Raw genomic sequence first — 15005 nt, 5'->3', positions numbered from 1 at the left:
TTGTAATTAGTAGTTTAGTTCAGCGACAAACTCACTTGGAGACTGTTCAGGTACAACCAAAACCAATTGCTTTTTGGCGCGTGTTAATGCGACATAGAACAGTCTTCTCTCTTCTGCATCTTTGAATCTCTCGACTTGAGGCAGTAAAGCTTCAACTAAAGGTGCTGATTTCACTCTTGAAGGCAATGATTTATTGTCTAACCCAATTAAAACCGCGTAATCGGCCTCTTTTCCTTTTGCAGCATGGAAGGTCATCTGTTTTATAGAAAGTTGCTGATAGTGGCTCTCAATCGCTTGTAAAGTTGATTTATCAAGTAGCGCAGCATGACTTCTCGCTAAGATTAAAACACTGGCATTAGTGGGGGCTTGATTTGCAATGAACCCTAGAGCTTCTGAGATGCCTTGCATTTGATCTGTGTGAATCACTTCTTTCACAGCAGGTAATGAGCTTGATGAGAAAGCTTGTATTGATTTGGTAATTTGTTGTGGGTTAGCACAGACAAACTCAGCAGATAAATCGAGTAGGGACTGCGAATAACGAAATGTTTTGTCTAGCTGGGTGGTCGTTGCATGGCCAAAGTGTTTTGCAAACTCTGTGGTATAACGAATATCGCCGCCATTAAATCGGTAGATTGATTGCCAATCGTCACCCACTGCAAATAGCTGGCTACCGGACTTATTAGCCAATAAGTCTTTCACCAATTCAGCACGAATTGGTGAAACATCTTGAAACTCATCAACAAGAATAAACTTCCATTGCGGGGTATATTGACCACTTTGAGTATATTGTCTGGCACGAATGATCATGTCATCAAAATCGATGCTATTTTCATTTGATAAATAGAGATTATATTCAGCTAAAAAATGTCTCAGTAGGGTTAAATCATCTGAAAACGTCGTCTCTAGCTCTAAGATTTTGCCAAGTGCATGTGCTTGTTTATACAGACTTATCAGCGTGAAAATTGTTTGTACAAACTTGTTTTTCAATGGGGAGTTTAAAAATGAGCTTAGCTCACCATCAAATTTGTAGGCAAAGTTATTTCGTAAAAATGAAACCAACAGCTGCTTAAATGAGTCGTCAGAAGATAGCGCTTGTAAAGTATCGAGTATAAACGCAGTTTTAGCCTGTAAATTGGTAGATAATTCAGAAACCTTAGGCATGCTACCTTCTACATCGGCTATGATTTGCTTGCCCAAACTATGAAAAGTCATCACTTGATCTTTTTCTTCAAGTCTCGCTTGCAATTCTTCACTGGCATCACTGCCATAGGCTAATACTAATAGGTCTGCTGCTTTGGCTTGTTTCGTGTAGAGTAAGTATTTAAATTTCGCTGTAATCACACTGGTTTTTCCTGTCCCAGCGCCCGCCAACAACAACTGTCTATCATCTTGAATGATACATGCTCGCTGCTGTGCTTCAGTCAGCGGGTGTTGCTCAAGCATATCAAAGAATGATTTATACTCTCGCATTTTGTAATTGATAAAGCTGTTTTTAAACTCTGCAATATCTGTTTCTGTCCAGCCCTGTAGTTCTTTTAAAGATGCCAGTGCTTTTTGTATATCACGCGTTAAATGGCACTTTAGATCTCGAGAAAGCCAGTTTACAGCCAAGGCTTTGACTTTATCTTTTATCGCTAACCATTTTCGGTGTGACAAAAATGACTGCTTTAACAGTGCTTCAATTTTAAAAATTGCATTAACTAAATCCGTTTTATTGGCATTACACCAAAAGGTGTCTAGCTGACTTTGGCAATCATCATGCGCTGCAAAACGGTGCTTGTAAGGAGTGTCATCAGCATTGAGCTGTATTTCAATCACATGGCTAAAAGGAGTTTTATGTAATTGAGGCGCACACTGTAACGCCTGCCATGAGTAAGCAAGCGTATCGTTATGTAATTGTAAAATAAGTTGGCTTTCATTTAACTCAATCGCCTTGAGCTTATTTCTAAGTGATACAGCTGTGTTTTGGAAGATCAAGATAACAGTTCAATGAACAAAATGATGACTTATGTTAATCAAGGCTATTGAATAATCAAAGTATTTTTATTGATTCCAGCATTAGTAAATTTCAGGCATAAAAAAACCAGCTAAAAGCTGGTTTTAATAATTGGTGCGGATGGGGGGACTTGAACCCCCACGGCCGAAGCCACCACCCCCTCAAGATGGCGTGTCTACCAATTCCACCACATCCGCAAATTCTTTAGTTAGGTACGTCCGAGTTATTATCGTTCGAAACTGGTACGTCTGAATCAGTAGGTGCAGCTTCTGTTGCTACAGGTGCTGAAAGGTTCTCCCACTCATCAGTCTTTTTAATTTGACCAGCTGTTAAGTTACCTAAAATGATGCTCAGTACGAAGAAGACAGTCGCTAGGATTGTTGTTGTCTTCGTCATGAAGTTTCCTGCACCCGATGAGCCGAAAACTGTTGCAGAAGCACCAGCTCCGAATGAAGAGCCCATATCTGCGCCTTTACCTTGTTGGATTAAAATCATACCAACTAAAGATAAAGAAATAATTAGGTAAACAACCAATAATATCTCGTACATTTTATACGTTCCCTAATGCACTTTTGTAAATACTTAAAAAAGCATCTGCCTTAAGACTAGCGCCACCAATTAGGCCACCATCTATATCTGGCTGTGCAAATAACAAATCACTGTTAGAATCATTAACGCTTCCACCATAAAGGATACGAAGCTCATTTGCGATATGACCATCATATTCGGCAATCATATCTCGAATAAATTTGTGCACTGCTTGCGCTTGTTCAGGTGATGCTGTTTTACCAGTACCAATTGCCCAAACGGGCTCGTATGCTATCACAGAGTTTGACAGTGATGCTATACCTGAATGCTCAATTACAGCTTTAATTTGCTCAGCAACAACTTGTTCTGTTTCTCCAGATTCTCTTTGAGACTCTGTTTCGCCTACACATAGAATCGGTGTTAAGGCATTTTCTTGTGCTTTGCTAAATTTTTTTGCTACAACTTCGTTTGACTCACCAAAAAGGCTACGTCTTTCTGAGTGTCCTACAAGAGTAAACTCTGCACCAAGTTGCTTTGCTAGTTCTGCACTAGTTTCGCCTGTAAACGCACCTGAGTTATTTTCAGATACTGTTTGCGTACCAGTTACAAAACCTTTTTCAATTGCCGAGCTTAAAAGCATTGCTGGAGGAAAAACAATAAGAGATGCTTTTTCTTCTACTTGGCCTAGTACCTTTGAAGAAATCTCTTCGACTAGTTCTACAGAACCATTCATTTTCCAATTACCAGCGACAATTGGCTTACGTTGCGACATACGATACTCCGCATCAAAAGCGGGTGAGATACTAACTCGCCTCACCCAAAGTTACAAGAAATAAAATTGAAATTTTGTTTAATTGCTCACAGTTTCAACAACTTCGGCAATTTTTTGAGCGAAGTCTAGTACTTGCTTCTCTTGTTCCGCCTCAACCATGACGCGTACAACAGGCTCTGTACCAGATTTTCGAAGAAGAACTCGACCTTTACCAGCAAGCTCAGTTTCTACTTCTTTCACTGCGGCTTTTACTTCGTCGGCTTGTGTTGGATCAGTGCCAGCTTGATACTTTACATTGATCATTTTCATTGGATATTTCTGGAAACCCGCACCTAAGTCTTTCAATGTCTTGTTTTGCGAGACCATGGCTGTCAATACTTGCAAACTTGAGACAATACCGTCACCAGTAGAAATAAGGTCGAGATTCAAAACGTGACCTGAACTCTCGCCACCAATTTTCCAGCCTTTTTCTTTTAGAAGTTCGATAACGTAACGGTCACCAACTTTACTTCGTTCAAAATCAATACCTTTGGCTTTCAGTGCATTTTCAAGGCCCATATTTGACATCACAGTACCAACAACACCACCGCCTAAGTTATTTTCTTGGTGTGCCTGACAAGCGATGATATACACGATGTCATCACCATCGAATACTCGGCCATTGTGGTCAACCATCATTACACGGTCACCATCACCATCGTATGCAATACCAACATCCGCTTTATGCTCTAACACTTTTTGCTTTAAACTATCAACATGCGTTGCACCGCACTCTAGATTGATGTTTGTGCCGTTTGGCTCACAGGCATGACAAATGACTTCTGCGCCTAATTCACGCATTACATCAGGGGCGATGTGGTAAGTTGCACCGTTTGCGCAATCAAGAACGACTTTTAAGCCCTCTAAAGACAGTTCATTTGGGAATAAACCCTTACAAAATTCGATATAACGACCATCTGCGTTGTCCAGACGACGGGCTTTACCTAGCTTTTCAGAAGGTACACAAGTCATTTCTTCATCCAGCATAGCCTCGATTTCAAGCTCAACTTCATCGCCAAGCTTTAAGCCTTTACCATTGAAAAACTTAATACCATTGTCATGGTATGGGTTGTGAGATGCACTGATCACAATCCCCGCTTCGGCACGAAATGTTTGCGTTAAATACGCAACAGCCGGCGTTGGCATAGGGCCAAGTAAAACAACATCAATGCCTGCAGCAATTAACCCTGCTTCTAGAGATGTTTCAAGAAGATAACCTGAGATTCGGGTATCTTTACCAATAATTACTTTTTTAGTACCAGATTTAGATAAAACCTTACCTGCGGCCCAGCCTAATTTAAGTGCGAACTCGGGCGTAATTGGAAATTCGCCGACTAGACCTCGAACACCATCAGTGCCGAAATACTTTCTTGTTGTCATAAGGGTGTTACTCCATTTCTTGCTGCCTGCCATACACCAATGACATCAGCCGTTTCTTTCACATCATGAACGCGGATTATATGTGCGCCTTTTTGAGCACATAACAATGCACCAGCTAAACTGGCTGCAACACGTTCACTTGTTTCTCTATTCAAAAGTTGTCCAAACATAGATTTTCGAGATAAGCCTGCTAACAGTGGCAGGCCTAGTGTCGAGAATGCATTGAATTTTTCTAAGATTTCAAAGTTATGACTCAGTGTTTTACCGAAACCAAAACCGGGATCTAGTATGATCCTATTTTGATTAATGCCAGCTTTACTGCACGTTAAAACTCGCTCTTCAAAAAACTGATTTATATCTGAAATAAGGTTTTCATACGTTGGGTTTGTTTGCATCGTGCGAGGTTGACCTTGCATATGCATAAAACAAACGGGTACATCGGAGTATTTTGCTGCAACTTGTAATGCACCCGGCTCTTGAAGTGCTCTTACATCATTAATAATGTCTGCACCGGCTTCAATGGCCGCTTCCATGACAGCAGCTTTACTGGTATCTATTGAAATCACACAATCAGAGGCTTCTCGAATGCGTTTGATTACAGGTATAACACGTAGAAGCTCCTCTTGAAGGGCTACGTCTGGTGCGCCTGGTCGGGTAGACTCACCACCAATATCTAAAATTCCTGCACCTTCCTCAATTAAACGCATAGCTTGTTTAAACGCATCTTCAACAGAATTGTAATTGCCACCATCTGAAAATGAATCAGGAGTAACATTAACAATACCCATGATAATCGGTTTGTTTAAATCAAGTATTCTGTTTCTTGGAAGAGATAATTGGGTCATGTGGTTTAGAAGCGTCCTTTAACGTATTTATTTCACCTAATTCGCAAAATAAGTTTCGAAATAAAAGGTAAAAATTACTAAACGCAATTCTATATGGTAAGTGAAGAAATTAAAATAAAAAGCCCCGATAAATCGGGGCTCTTATTGAGATTAATTACTCTTTGCTATCATCAAGCTCATTTGTTGGTCTCGATGTCTGTTCTGAATCATTTGATTCAGTTTCAGCTTTAATCTCAGACTTAGTATCAACCTTAGCTTTAGGCTCTGGTTTTTGATCATGCGCATCACGAGGAGGACGAACCTCTTTACGTTCCATCAAGTCATCAATTTGACCCGCATCGATGGTTTCGTACTTCATCAACGCATCTTTCATGGTGTGCAGGATATCCATGTTATCTTTTAAGATTTGCTCAGCACGATCGTAGTTGCGAGTAACAAAGTCTTTGATTTCAGAGTCAATCAATTTAGCTGTTTCATCTGACATGCCTGACATGCGGTGAGAGCCGCCGCCCATATACATTTCGCCTTGCTCTTCTAAGTACATCTGAGGGCCAAGTTTAGAACTCAAGCCCCACTGAGTAACCATTTTCTTTGCGATGTCTGTCGCACGCTCGATATCATTACTTGCACCCGTCGTTACTTTGTCATCACCATAAATAAGCGCTTCAGCAATTCGACCACCATATAAACTTGAAAGCATTGACTCTAAATGCTCTTTAGAGTGGCTGACACGGTCTTGCTCAGGTAAGTACATTGTCACACCCAGTGCGCGGCCACGAGGGATGATTGATACTTTGTAAACTGGGTCATGCTCTGGCACTAGACGACCCACAATGGCGTGACCTGCTTCGTGATAAGCAGTCATTTCTTTCTCGTGCTCGCTCATCACCATAGACTTACGCTCAGCACCCATCATGATCTTATCTTTGGCTGCATCAAACTCAGCCATGCTCACTTTTCGCTTGTTACCACGAGCAGCAAATAATGCAGCTTCATTCACAAGGTTTGCAAGGTCTGCACCTGAGAAACCAGGTGTACCACGTGCAATCACTGATGCTTGTACATTCTCATCAAGAGGTACTTTGCGCATGTGAACATTAAGGATTTGCTCACGGCCTCTGATGTCTGGTAGACCAACCACAACTTGGCGGTCAAAACGACCAGGACGAAGTAGCGCAGGGTCAAGTACGTCTGGGCGGTTAGTCGCAGCAATCACGATAATGCCTTCATTGCCCTCAAAACCATCCATTTCAACTAGCATTTGGTTAAGTGTTTGCTCACGTTCATCATGACCACCACCCATGCCAGCGCCACGCTTACGACCAACAGCATCGATTTCATCGATAAAGATAATACAAGGAGCGGCTTTTTTCGCTTGTTCGAACATATCACGAACACGTGATGCACCCACACCTACGAACATTTCCACAAAATCAGAACCAGAAATTGTGAAGAAAGGTACTTTTGCTTCACCAGCAACGGCTTTTGCAAGTAGTGTTTTACCAGTACCTGGAGGACCTACCATCAATACGCCCTTAGGAATGCTACCACCTAATTTTTGGAACTTAGAAGGGTCACGTAAGAAGTCTACAAGCTCAGTGACGTCTTCTTTTGCTTCGTCACAGCCAGCAACATCAGCAAATGTGGTCTTAACTTGGTCTTCGCCCATTAGACGAGCCTTGCTCTTACCAAATGACATAGCGCCTTTGCCGCCACCGCCTTGCATTTGACGCATGAAGAAAATCCACACACCAATAAGCAGTAACATTGGGAACCATGAGATAAAGATGTTTGCTAAGAATGACTGCTCTTCAGGTGCAACGCCTTTTACGTTTACATCGTTTTTAAGCAAATCGTTAATTAAATCCTCATCATACATAGGCATGATCGTCTGGAAGCGTTCACCGTTTCCTTTTACACCTGAGATAGTGCCAGTACTTCTGTCGATATTGACATCACGTATTGCACCGCTACGCACTTCTTTTACAAACTGCGTGTAACTCGTTTGACGATCGATTTGATCGTTTCCATTGAAGCTCTGGAACACTGTCATCAGCACTACTGCGATAACCAACCAGAGTATTAAGTTCTTTGCCATGTCGCTCAAGGAGTTAACCTCTTGTATCTAAAAATTATTTAAATTCAACTATAATGCACTTCAACTGTACTACAGTTTGTAGCCTGTCGCCACTATATATACTTCCCTAGATCGTGGACGCGATGCTTTAGGTTTACGAATTTTGACTACTTTAAAACAATTACGTACTTCTTGTACAAATTGATCAAAACCTTCACCTTGGAAAACTTTTACTGCAAATGCACCATTTGCTTTTAAGACCTGATGGCACATATCTAACGCTAGCTCAACTAAATACATACTGCCAGCTTGGTCTGTGCTCATGTTGCCACTCATATTCGGTGCCATATCAGAAAAGACAACATCAACATTTTTACCGTTAATACGGTCTAATAATGCATCGAGTACAGATTCTTCTCTAAAGTCACCTTGTAAAAAGTCTACGCCTGCCAGTGAGTCCATTGGTAAGATATCACATGCAATAACCTGCCCTTTATCACTCACTTCTTCAGCTAAATATTGCGACCAACTTCCAGGTGCAGCTCCCAGATCCACTACAGTCATACCAGGTCTGAGCAATTTATCTTTTTGCTGTATTTCTTCTAATTTGAAAATCGCACGTGAACGGAAACCACGTTTTTGTGCTTCATGAACATAAGGGTCATCAACATGTTCTTTTAACCAGCGTTTTGAGCTCGCTGAGTGCTTTTTATTTGCCATATTAACTGCAACTCATTAGTAATATTCTGTAGATGGCGTTAGAATAGCGATAATTCAAGCCTAAGATTAGTAAATATTACCAATATGACATTATCAAATAAACAGAAACAGTACCTAAAAGGTCTAGCTCACCCACTAAAACCAGTTGTTTTACTTGGTGCAAATGGGCTAACTGAAGGCGTAATGTTAGAAATTGATCATTCTTTAGACATTCACGAATTAATCAAAGTGAAAGTACCGACGAATGACAGAGAAACGAAACAACTCATTTTTGACGCAATTGTAAGAGAAACAAAAGCACATAAAGTACAAGTTATTGGTCACGTTATCGTGTTATATCGCCAAAGCGAAGATAAGAAAATTCAACTGCCTCGCTAAGCTTCCTCGTCAACAGCATTTGCTGTTGACGTCTTCTTCCACTCAATCGCCTGCTTGATAAACTCAACTGTTAATTCATTTATCAAACCACTTTCAGCATTAAGTAGCATACTATAGCCTATGTTCATTGAAGGAATGACCACAATATCAGTGCGGTAACCCTGAACCCAGCCACTATGATAGAACAACAATGTGCCTTCAAAGTCATATATGCGCCAACCTAAGCCATAATGTGCTTCTTTTACATGTTTACGCCAAATTCTTCTTTTAAGTTCTCTTTTAGTTTGTACATAAGGCCGAGATTGCACAGTCAATGCATCCAATGACAGTACTTCTGGAAAATGCCCCAGTTGCGCTTTTAGCCAAAAGACCATATCTGCCGCGCTCGCATTCACCCCTGCAGCAGGCAGTACTTTGTAATAATTGCTCTTTAACCTAGCTGTATGCCAACGTTTTCTGCCTAAAACGTGAGGCGCGGCAAAATTTTTATCTTTTGTTAAATTTTTTAAACCAACACCGCCATCACGCATACCTAAAGGCGCAAATAAAAATTCTTCAACCCAGGTTTTGTAATCTAACCCTGTTTTGGTTTGTATTACCCTATCTATAAGACTAAACATTACATTTTGATAACCGTAACAGACACTGGGTTTACATATTGGTTGAATATCAAAAAGCTTATCTGTGATATCGATGTAACTCATTCTAGATTCAACCAGATTATCGTAGGCATTAGGCACTATGCCGCTAGAATGACTTAATAAATTGTAGACTTTTAAATTTTCAAACCTTGAATCACGCGCTTGTGGTAGGTAATGACTGATTTCACGGTCTAGGTCTATTTTCCCTTCAGTAGCTAATTTAGCGGTCAGCGAACCTGCAAACGTCTTTGATACTGACGCCAAACGAAATCGTGTATGCGCATCAACTTTTCTGCCTTTTTTGACTTTTGTTCGACCAAATCCTTTTTGAAAATAACTATCATCACCTTGAACGATACTTAATGCCGCACCAGGAATGGATTTTTCTTTTAGTTTTGTTTCGACTTGCTTAGAATAGCGATTTACAAATTGCTGCCACTGTTGTTGCTCGGCGTTGTTGTTTTTATTTAATGCCAAACATTCAACGGTGAAGAGCCCCATAACTGCGTAAATCAGGGTCTTCATAAAAATTGCTCCTGTTTTCATAACGGCATTCTAACATTTTGTCGTTTGTTGTCTTGTGTTTGGGCATAAATTATTAATCTGAGGAATTTTAATGCGTAAGTTATCGATACTTGGAGTTGGTTTATTACTTAGTTCTGCATGTAGTTTTACCCCTCAGTTGGCGCCAGAACTTACTTTACCTAAAAAGCCTTTATTAAAAAAAGAAGTTGTTTTCCTAACCTACAACGCAAAACAAAACCCTGTAAAAATTAAGTCAGTGCAGCTTCCAGCACACCCTATTTACAAAAACAACCGTGTTTGGGTTGACCCTAAGTCTCTTCAATTAACGCAGTTACAATACCAACTTGTAGTAAATCAGCTATCTGAGCTTGGATTAGTAGTAGCCGATAGTAAAGATGCCGATTACATTTTAAACGTGCAGCAACTTTCAGTAGAGAGAACCAATGACATAGACTTACAGCTTGAAACAAATAAAAAGATTATGTCTCACACTGCACCAGTTATAGAAAGTAATCAATCAAAACAATGCAGCAACTATGAAGTCAAAGTAAGCTTTCGCTTAAATCACAAGCAAAGTGCTGATGTAGTTTGGATTGCACAAGCGAGTATATCCAGCCATGCATTTATTAATAAGCCTGTAATATACAAGTTTACTCAGCAACAGGTAGTTACAAATGAACAGGCCGTTGTCGATTTTATCAACTTGCACAACACGGAAGCTGCACGTAAACAGCGGTTTGAGCAAAAAGTCTCTGTGCCTAATTACAAAGTCGCGTATCAAACTTCTCCTTTAACTAGAGTGTCTGGTTTATGCACGAATCAAGAGGTTTCATCGGTGACAAATGACATTGAAGCACGCCTCATTGCCGAGTTAATGGGCAAGTTAAAAGTGCGCTAAACATTTTTTTACAGTATTCAAGCGGTTTTATTGCTTATAATTCTTATAATTAAGCCACAATAAAATTGCCTGAATACCTTCACTGTAGATGTATACTACATCTTTAAGTGATTGGTTTTAGTGAGGGAAACATGGAAAACTACGCCACTATTTTACTTGTTGAAGATGATGAATCTTTGGCCCAATGGGTTGCTGAATACCTAGATAACCAAGGCTATACAACACATATTTGCCACAGAGGCGACAAAGCTGTTGCTATGGTAAAAGACGTCTCGCCAGATATTGTACTGCTTGATATTATGCTTCCAGGGCAAGATGGCATAAGCGTTTGTCGTGATCTGCGTCAATTCTACAATAAACCTATCGTTATGATGACCGCAAAAGATGAAGAGATGGACGAAGTCATTGGGTTAGAAGTAGGTGCAAGTGATTATGTTATCAAACCTGTTAGACCTCGTGCGCTGCTTGCAAGGATCAAATCTCTACTCAGAGTTGCAGAACAATCATCTTCCACAACTGAGGTCGATGATGACAACATTCAAGTAGGTGCATTACACATAGATACACTCGCACGAAAAGTAACGATTGACGGAACTGAAGTTGCAATTTCTAGCGCTGAATACTTATTGCTGCACTTTTTAGCAAGTAATGCGGGGGAAGTCGTTTCTCGAGATGCGGTATTTAAAGCCACTAAAGGTCGAGAATATGATGGCTTAGACAGAAGTGTCGATGTTCTTATATCTGCACTTAGGAAGAAGTTTAATGACGACCCTCAGCATCCAGAAAAATTCAAAACTGTCTGGGGAAAAGGCTACTTGATGGTCCCTACGGCTTGGTAATTCTTCCGCATTCATTATAACCAACATGCTTAATCATGTTGGTTTTTTCTATCTATAATTTGGTGTTGCCAATTTGAAAAAACTTTACCTTTATTTACTTGCTAGTGCGCTATTGTCTATTGTGGTTCTTGGATGGTTAATCGATACGTTTAATCAGCAAGCTTTCTCACCAGATGATAACTTCATGTGGCAACGTAATATCACGGGTGGGTTTATCAAACAGTTAGAAAGACAGCCTGCTAAGCTACGAGCTTCATTTGCTAACACCATCAGTCAAGAGTTTTCACTAGATGTAAGTTATAGAGATGGGCAAAGTCTTGCTCTGCCCTCTGAGTTAAAAGACGAAATGTTTACCCCACAAGGTTTATTGCTTGAAGACGAGATAGGCTTTTACCTGCTTAAGTCATCCAAAAATCTTATGCCAGATTATGTCGAGTTGCGTTTAACCAAACCAGAACAAGAGCAAAACAGTGATGTATTACTGACCTTGTTATTTTATTCCGGCGTTTGTACTTTTATGTGGTTCATATTGTCACCGCTTGCAAAAAGGTTAAACGTATTAACGAGTAAAGCGAAACAGTTTGCAGCCGGTGATTTTTCCGCACGTATTGAGCCAAACCATTTTACTTATATTAAAGACGTAGAGCTTACATTTAATGGCATGGCGAGCAAAATTGAAAAGCTGATGGCAGAAAACAAACTTATGGCTTCAAGTTTATCTCATGACATTAGAACACCTGTTGCCTGTATGCGTTTCGCTTTAGATGCAGCCATAGACGAGCCTGACAATAAAAAGGTGAATGAAATTCTGCTTAGAATGGAAAAAGACTTAGATCAAATGGAAGACATGCTAAAGTCATATTTATCCTTTGCAACGCTCGAGCAAAAATCTCATTTATTAAATTTTGAAACAACACAAGCCTCTCATTATTTACATGATGTAAGCTTGCAAATACAGCCTAAATTACAAAAAGCTGAATTGTCGTTACTTAAGGAATTAAATGCCAAATTCGAAATAACCGCAGACTTACATTGGTTAGCCCGTGCCATTACTAACTTACTCAGTAATGCTTGTGATTTTGCAACCAAACACATTCAAATTTCTAGTTACTATGACTCACAATACATATATATAGAAATAGAAGACGATGGTCCGGGGATCGCACCAGAAAACTGGCACAAAGTATTTAGTCCGTTCTTTCAGGAAGAAAACCACCGAAATCGAGCTGGGAAAAGCTATGGGCTTGGGCTTGCAATCGTCAGTAAAGTGGTAGATTGGCACCATGGGAAAGTCTCTGTTTCTCAGTCTGAGAGCTTAGGTGGTGCTAAATTCACCCTTCAACTGCCAAAAAAATCTAACTGATCATCATTTAAGATGTATTGATTTCAGACAAGGGCTTTTTATTTTTCATCATTTGCAGTAGATTGTCAGCCATCCCTTAGAATATAAAAGAATAACAACATATGAGTAGTATTAGAGGCGAGTTCAGTTCTCGCTTTGGCTTTATTATGGCTGCCGCAGGATCGGCTGTTGGACTAGGAAACATTTGGGGCTTTCCAACTCAAACCGCCTCCAACGGTGGTGCTGCATTCGTTCTTGTATATCTTATTTTGGCCTTTTGCTTAGCATACCCAGCTTTAATGGCCGAACTTGTTATTGGCCGTCATGGCCAAGCGAACGCCGTGTCTTCTCTACAGAAGTTAGCTAACTCCCCATTGCAGAAAAAATTCGCGTTCATCGTCGGTTTTGGCGGTATTATTTGTGCGGGTTTGATCCTGAGCTTCTACGCCATTGTTGCAGGCTGGATGTTCAGTGCTACCGCAGAGCCAATTGCTGCAGTGACAGGCCTAGAAAGTACATCAACTTGGCTTAACACTCAGTCATTTCCACGCGACCTTATATTTACTAGCTTATTCATTATCCTAACCATTGCCATCATCAGTAAAGGCGTTGAAAACGGTATTGAAAAGTGGTCAAAGCGTCTAATGCCAGCCCTACTGAGTATTTTAGGACTACTCATTATCTATGTAATGACTCAAGAAGGCGCAATGGAAGGCTTAAAAGCTTATTTAGTACCAGATTTTAACTCTTTATTAGATCCGCAACTTTTGGTTAGCGCACTTGGACAAGCATTTTTCTCACTGTCTTTGGGTACAAGTGTGATGATTATTTATGGCTCATACATCAGTAAAAAAGAAAACTTAGTTTCATTGGGTGCGTATGTCACGCTTATCGATGTACTCATTGCATTTGTAGCTGGTCTTTTAATTATTCCTGCTATGTATGTAGCACAAGCGCAAGGTGTGGCTATTTTCTCAGAATCTGGCGCCCTGCTATCTGAAGACACATTAGTATTCCAAGTATTACCTGCTTTATTCACAAGCATGGGAGATATAGGCTACTTCGTTGGCTTCGCTTTCTTTGCTCTGATGAGTATTGCAGCCCTTACATCGTCTATTTCAATGCTTGAAGCGCCCGTTTCTTATGCTGTTGAAAAGTTTGCTTTAGGCCGTGTGCAAGCAACTTGGATAATTGGCGGGATCATTTCTCTTGTCAGTTTCACTATTATTTTTAATTTCTCTGCATTATTTGGTTTTGTAGTAAGTCTGACAACACAATTCTCTCAGCCATTAATTGGTATGCTTTGTTGTATCTTTGTTGGCTGGATCTGGCACAGAAATAAACTGCTCGCCGAGATTAAGAATGGTCATGAAGAAGCTGAAAGTACACTATTTTGGAAAGTGTGGCCTTGGTACATAAAGTTTGTATGTCCATTGGCAATCGCTATGGTGTTTATACATTCGTTCTAATCAGAGCTAATGACTTATTAAAAAAGCGAGTATCCAACTCGCTTTTTTATTATGCTAATTCCATATCAGTATGTGGAATGCCATCTTCTAGATAAGTGTCAGATATCGCTTTGAACCCTAACTTTTCATAAAAAGGGGTTAGATGTGTTTGCGCACTCAATTGTACTTTAAAGTCAGGCCAAAAGCTCTTATGTACATTCAATGACTCATTCATTAATTTTAATGCTAAACCCTTTCCTCTATTGGGCTCAGTAATTATTACTCTACCAATCGCAGTAACCTGTGATTTTTTTAGGTAGCAACGTGAATAAGCGACAACCTCTCCATCACCATTTAAACAATAAATGTGTCGAGTTTCTTTGAGAATATCAACTTCATCTAATTCAGGGTAAGCGCACTCTTGCTCAACAACAAAAACATCCACCCTTGCTTTCGCTAATTTGAAGAATGTTAACGTATCTAATTCAGAAAATTTTTTTACATACCATTTCATGCTTTTCACCGATAAAAAAGCCTAGCTATGCTAGCTAGGCTTTTAATAAATTAAAACGTACGA

General features: G+C 40.1%; 14 protein-coding genes and 1 tRNA gene. 5 read left to right on the top strand and 10 right to left on the bottom strand.

Annotated features, from left to right (window positions below; all coding sequences use genetic code 11):
- Window positions 1–6: 6 nt before the first annotated feature.
- From ABMY35_RS09710 to rlmE, 8 genes are all read right to left on the bottom strand, one after another.
- Complete coding sequence (locus tag ABMY35_RS09710; protein ID WP_349286020.1) at window positions 7–1977, bottom strand: UvrD-helicase domain-containing protein; 1971 nt, start codon at window positions 1975–1977, stop codon at window positions 7–9.
- A gap of 131 nt (window positions 1978–2108) precedes the next feature.
- A tRNA-Leu gene (locus ABMY35_RS09705) sits at window positions 2109–2193 on the bottom strand.
- A gap of 7 nt (window positions 2194–2200) precedes the next feature.
- Window positions 2201–2545: a preprotein translocase subunit SecG gene (gene secG, locus ABMY35_RS09700; protein ID WP_349286019.1), complete on the bottom strand. Its 345-nt coding sequence runs from the start codon at window positions 2543–2545 to the stop codon at window positions 2201–2203.
- Window position 2546: 1 nt separating this feature from the next.
- Complete coding sequence (gene tpiA, locus ABMY35_RS09695; RefSeq protein WP_349286018.1) at window positions 2547–3296, bottom strand: triose-phosphate isomerase; 750 nt, start codon at window positions 3294–3296, stop codon at window positions 2547–2549.
- A 78-nt stretch (window positions 3297–3374) separates the two neighbouring features.
- Entirely contained in the window at window positions 3375–4715 is a 1341-nt protein-coding gene (gene glmM / locus ABMY35_RS09690) for a phosphoglucosamine mutase (protein ID WP_349286017.1), read from the bottom strand.
- On the bottom strand, window positions 4712–5560 hold the full coding sequence (gene folP / locus ABMY35_RS09685) for a dihydropteroate synthase (protein WP_349286016.1): 849 nt from the start codon (window positions 5558–5560) through the stop codon (window positions 4712–4714). The genes glmM and folP overlap by 4 nt, the downstream gene beginning before the upstream one ends.
- Window positions 5561–5714: 154 nt before the next feature.
- Window positions 5715–7658: an ATP-dependent zinc metalloprotease FtsH gene (gene ftsH / locus ABMY35_RS09680; RefSeq protein ID WP_349286015.1), complete on the bottom strand. Its 1944-nt coding sequence runs from the start codon at window positions 7656–7658 to the stop codon at window positions 5715–5717.
- A gap of 69 nt (window positions 7659–7727) precedes the next feature.
- Window positions 7728–8357, bottom strand: coding sequence for a 23S rRNA (uridine(2552)-2'-O)-methyltransferase RlmE (rlmE, locus tag ABMY35_RS09675; RefSeq protein WP_138568681.1), 630 nt, complete (start codon window positions 8355–8357; stop codon window positions 7728–7730).
- Between the two features lie 84 nt (window positions 8358–8441).
- On the opposite strand from rlmE, the gene yhbY reads away from it, so the two are divergent.
- On the top strand, window positions 8442–8735 hold the full coding sequence (gene yhbY / locus ABMY35_RS09670) for a ribosome assembly RNA-binding protein YhbY (protein ID WP_058029553.1): 294 nt from the start codon (window positions 8442–8444) through the stop codon (window positions 8733–8735).
- Here the strand turns inward: yhbY and ABMY35_RS09665 are convergent.
- Window positions 8732–9901 (bottom strand): serine hydrolase domain-containing protein, encoded by a 1170-nt coding sequence (locus ABMY35_RS09665; RefSeq protein WP_349286014.1) that lies wholly within the window; start codon window positions 9899–9901, stop codon window positions 8732–8734. The genes yhbY and ABMY35_RS09665 overlap by 4 nt on opposite strands.
- 91 nt (window positions 9902–9992) lie before the next feature.
- On the opposite strand from ABMY35_RS09665, the gene ABMY35_RS09660 reads away from it, so the two are divergent.
- From ABMY35_RS09660 to ABMY35_RS09645, 4 genes are all read left to right on the top strand, one after another.
- The gene (locus ABMY35_RS09660) at window positions 9993–10799 is read left to right on the top strand and encodes a hypothetical protein (RefSeq protein WP_349286013.1); all 807 of its coding nucleotides are present in this window, start codon (window positions 9993–9995) and stop codon (window positions 10797–10799) included.
- A gap of 131 nt (window positions 10800–10930) precedes the next feature.
- Complete coding sequence (locus ABMY35_RS09655; RefSeq protein WP_349286012.1) at window positions 10931–11638, top strand: response regulator; 708 nt, start codon at window positions 10931–10933, stop codon at window positions 11636–11638.
- A gap of 73 nt (window positions 11639–11711) precedes the next feature.
- Window positions 11712–13001: an ATP-binding protein gene (locus ABMY35_RS09650; protein WP_349286011.1), complete on the top strand. Its 1290-nt coding sequence runs from the start codon at window positions 11712–11714 to the stop codon at window positions 12999–13001.
- A gap of 101 nt (window positions 13002–13102) precedes the next feature.
- Complete coding sequence (locus tag ABMY35_RS09645) at window positions 13103–14449, top strand: sodium-dependent transporter (RefSeq protein WP_349286010.1); 1347 nt, start codon at window positions 13103–13105, stop codon at window positions 14447–14449.
- Window positions 14450–14498: 49 nt separating this feature from the next.
- Here the strand turns inward: ABMY35_RS09645 and ABMY35_RS09640 are convergent, their stop codons facing one another.
- Complete coding sequence (locus ABMY35_RS09640) at window positions 14499–14942, bottom strand: GNAT family N-acetyltransferase (RefSeq protein ID WP_349286009.1); 444 nt, start codon at window positions 14940–14942, stop codon at window positions 14499–14501.
- Window positions 14943–15005 lie beyond the last annotated feature (63 nt).

The sequence above is a fragment of the Pseudoalteromonas sp. BZB3 genome (assembly GCF_040104455.1).
Lineage (GTDB): Bacteria > Pseudomonadota > Gammaproteobacteria > Enterobacterales > Alteromonadaceae > Pseudoalteromonas.
This window is presented reverse-complemented; position numbering and strand designations above follow the sequence as displayed.

What these genes read in the sequence shown, in the direction of transcription:
- tpiA (WP_349286018.1), bottom strand. Translation starts at nt 3,296, where the DNA reads ATGTCGCAACGTAAGCCAATTGTCGCTGGTAATTGGAAAATGAATGGT.
- ABMY35_RS09645 (WP_349286010.1), top strand. Translation starts at nt 13,103, where the DNA reads ATGAGTAGTATTAGAGGCGAGTTCAGTTCTCGCTTTGGCTTTATTATG.
- yhbY (WP_058029553.1), top strand. Translation starts at nt 8,442, where the DNA reads ATGACATTATCAAATAAACAGAAACAGTACCTAAAAGGTCTAGCTCAC.
- ABMY35_RS09665 (WP_349286014.1), bottom strand. Translation starts at nt 9,901, where the DNA reads ATGAAGACCCTGATTTACGCAGTTATGGGGCTCTTCACCGTTGAATGT.
- ABMY35_RS09660 (WP_349286013.1), top strand. Translation starts at nt 9,993, where the DNA reads ATGCGTAAGTTATCGATACTTGGAGTTGGTTTATTACTTAGTTCTGCA.
- ABMY35_RS09655 (WP_349286012.1), top strand. Translation starts at nt 10,931, where the DNA reads ATGGAAAACTACGCCACTATTTTACTTGTTGAAGATGATGAATCTTTG.
- folP (WP_349286016.1), bottom strand. Translation starts at nt 5,560, where the DNA reads ATGACCCAATTATCTCTTCCAAGAAACAGAATACTTGATTTAAACAAA.
- glmM (WP_349286017.1), bottom strand. Translation starts at nt 4,715, where the DNA reads ATGACAACAAGAAAGTATTTCGGCACTGATGGTGTTCGAGGTCTAGTC.
- ABMY35_RS09640 (WP_349286009.1), bottom strand. Translation starts at nt 14,942, where the DNA reads ATGAAATGGTATGTAAAAAAATTTTCTGAATTAGATACGTTAACATTC.
- ftsH (WP_349286015.1), bottom strand. Translation starts at nt 7,658, where the DNA reads ATGGCAAAGAACTTAATACTCTGGTTGGTTATCGCAGTAGTGCTGATG.
- rlmE (WP_138568681.1), bottom strand. Translation starts at nt 8,357, where the DNA reads ATGGCAAATAAAAAGCACTCAGCGAGCTCAAAACGCTGGTTAAAAGAA.
- secG (WP_349286019.1), bottom strand. Translation starts at nt 2,545, where the DNA reads ATGTACGAGATATTATTGGTTGTTTACCTAATTATTTCTTTATCTTTA.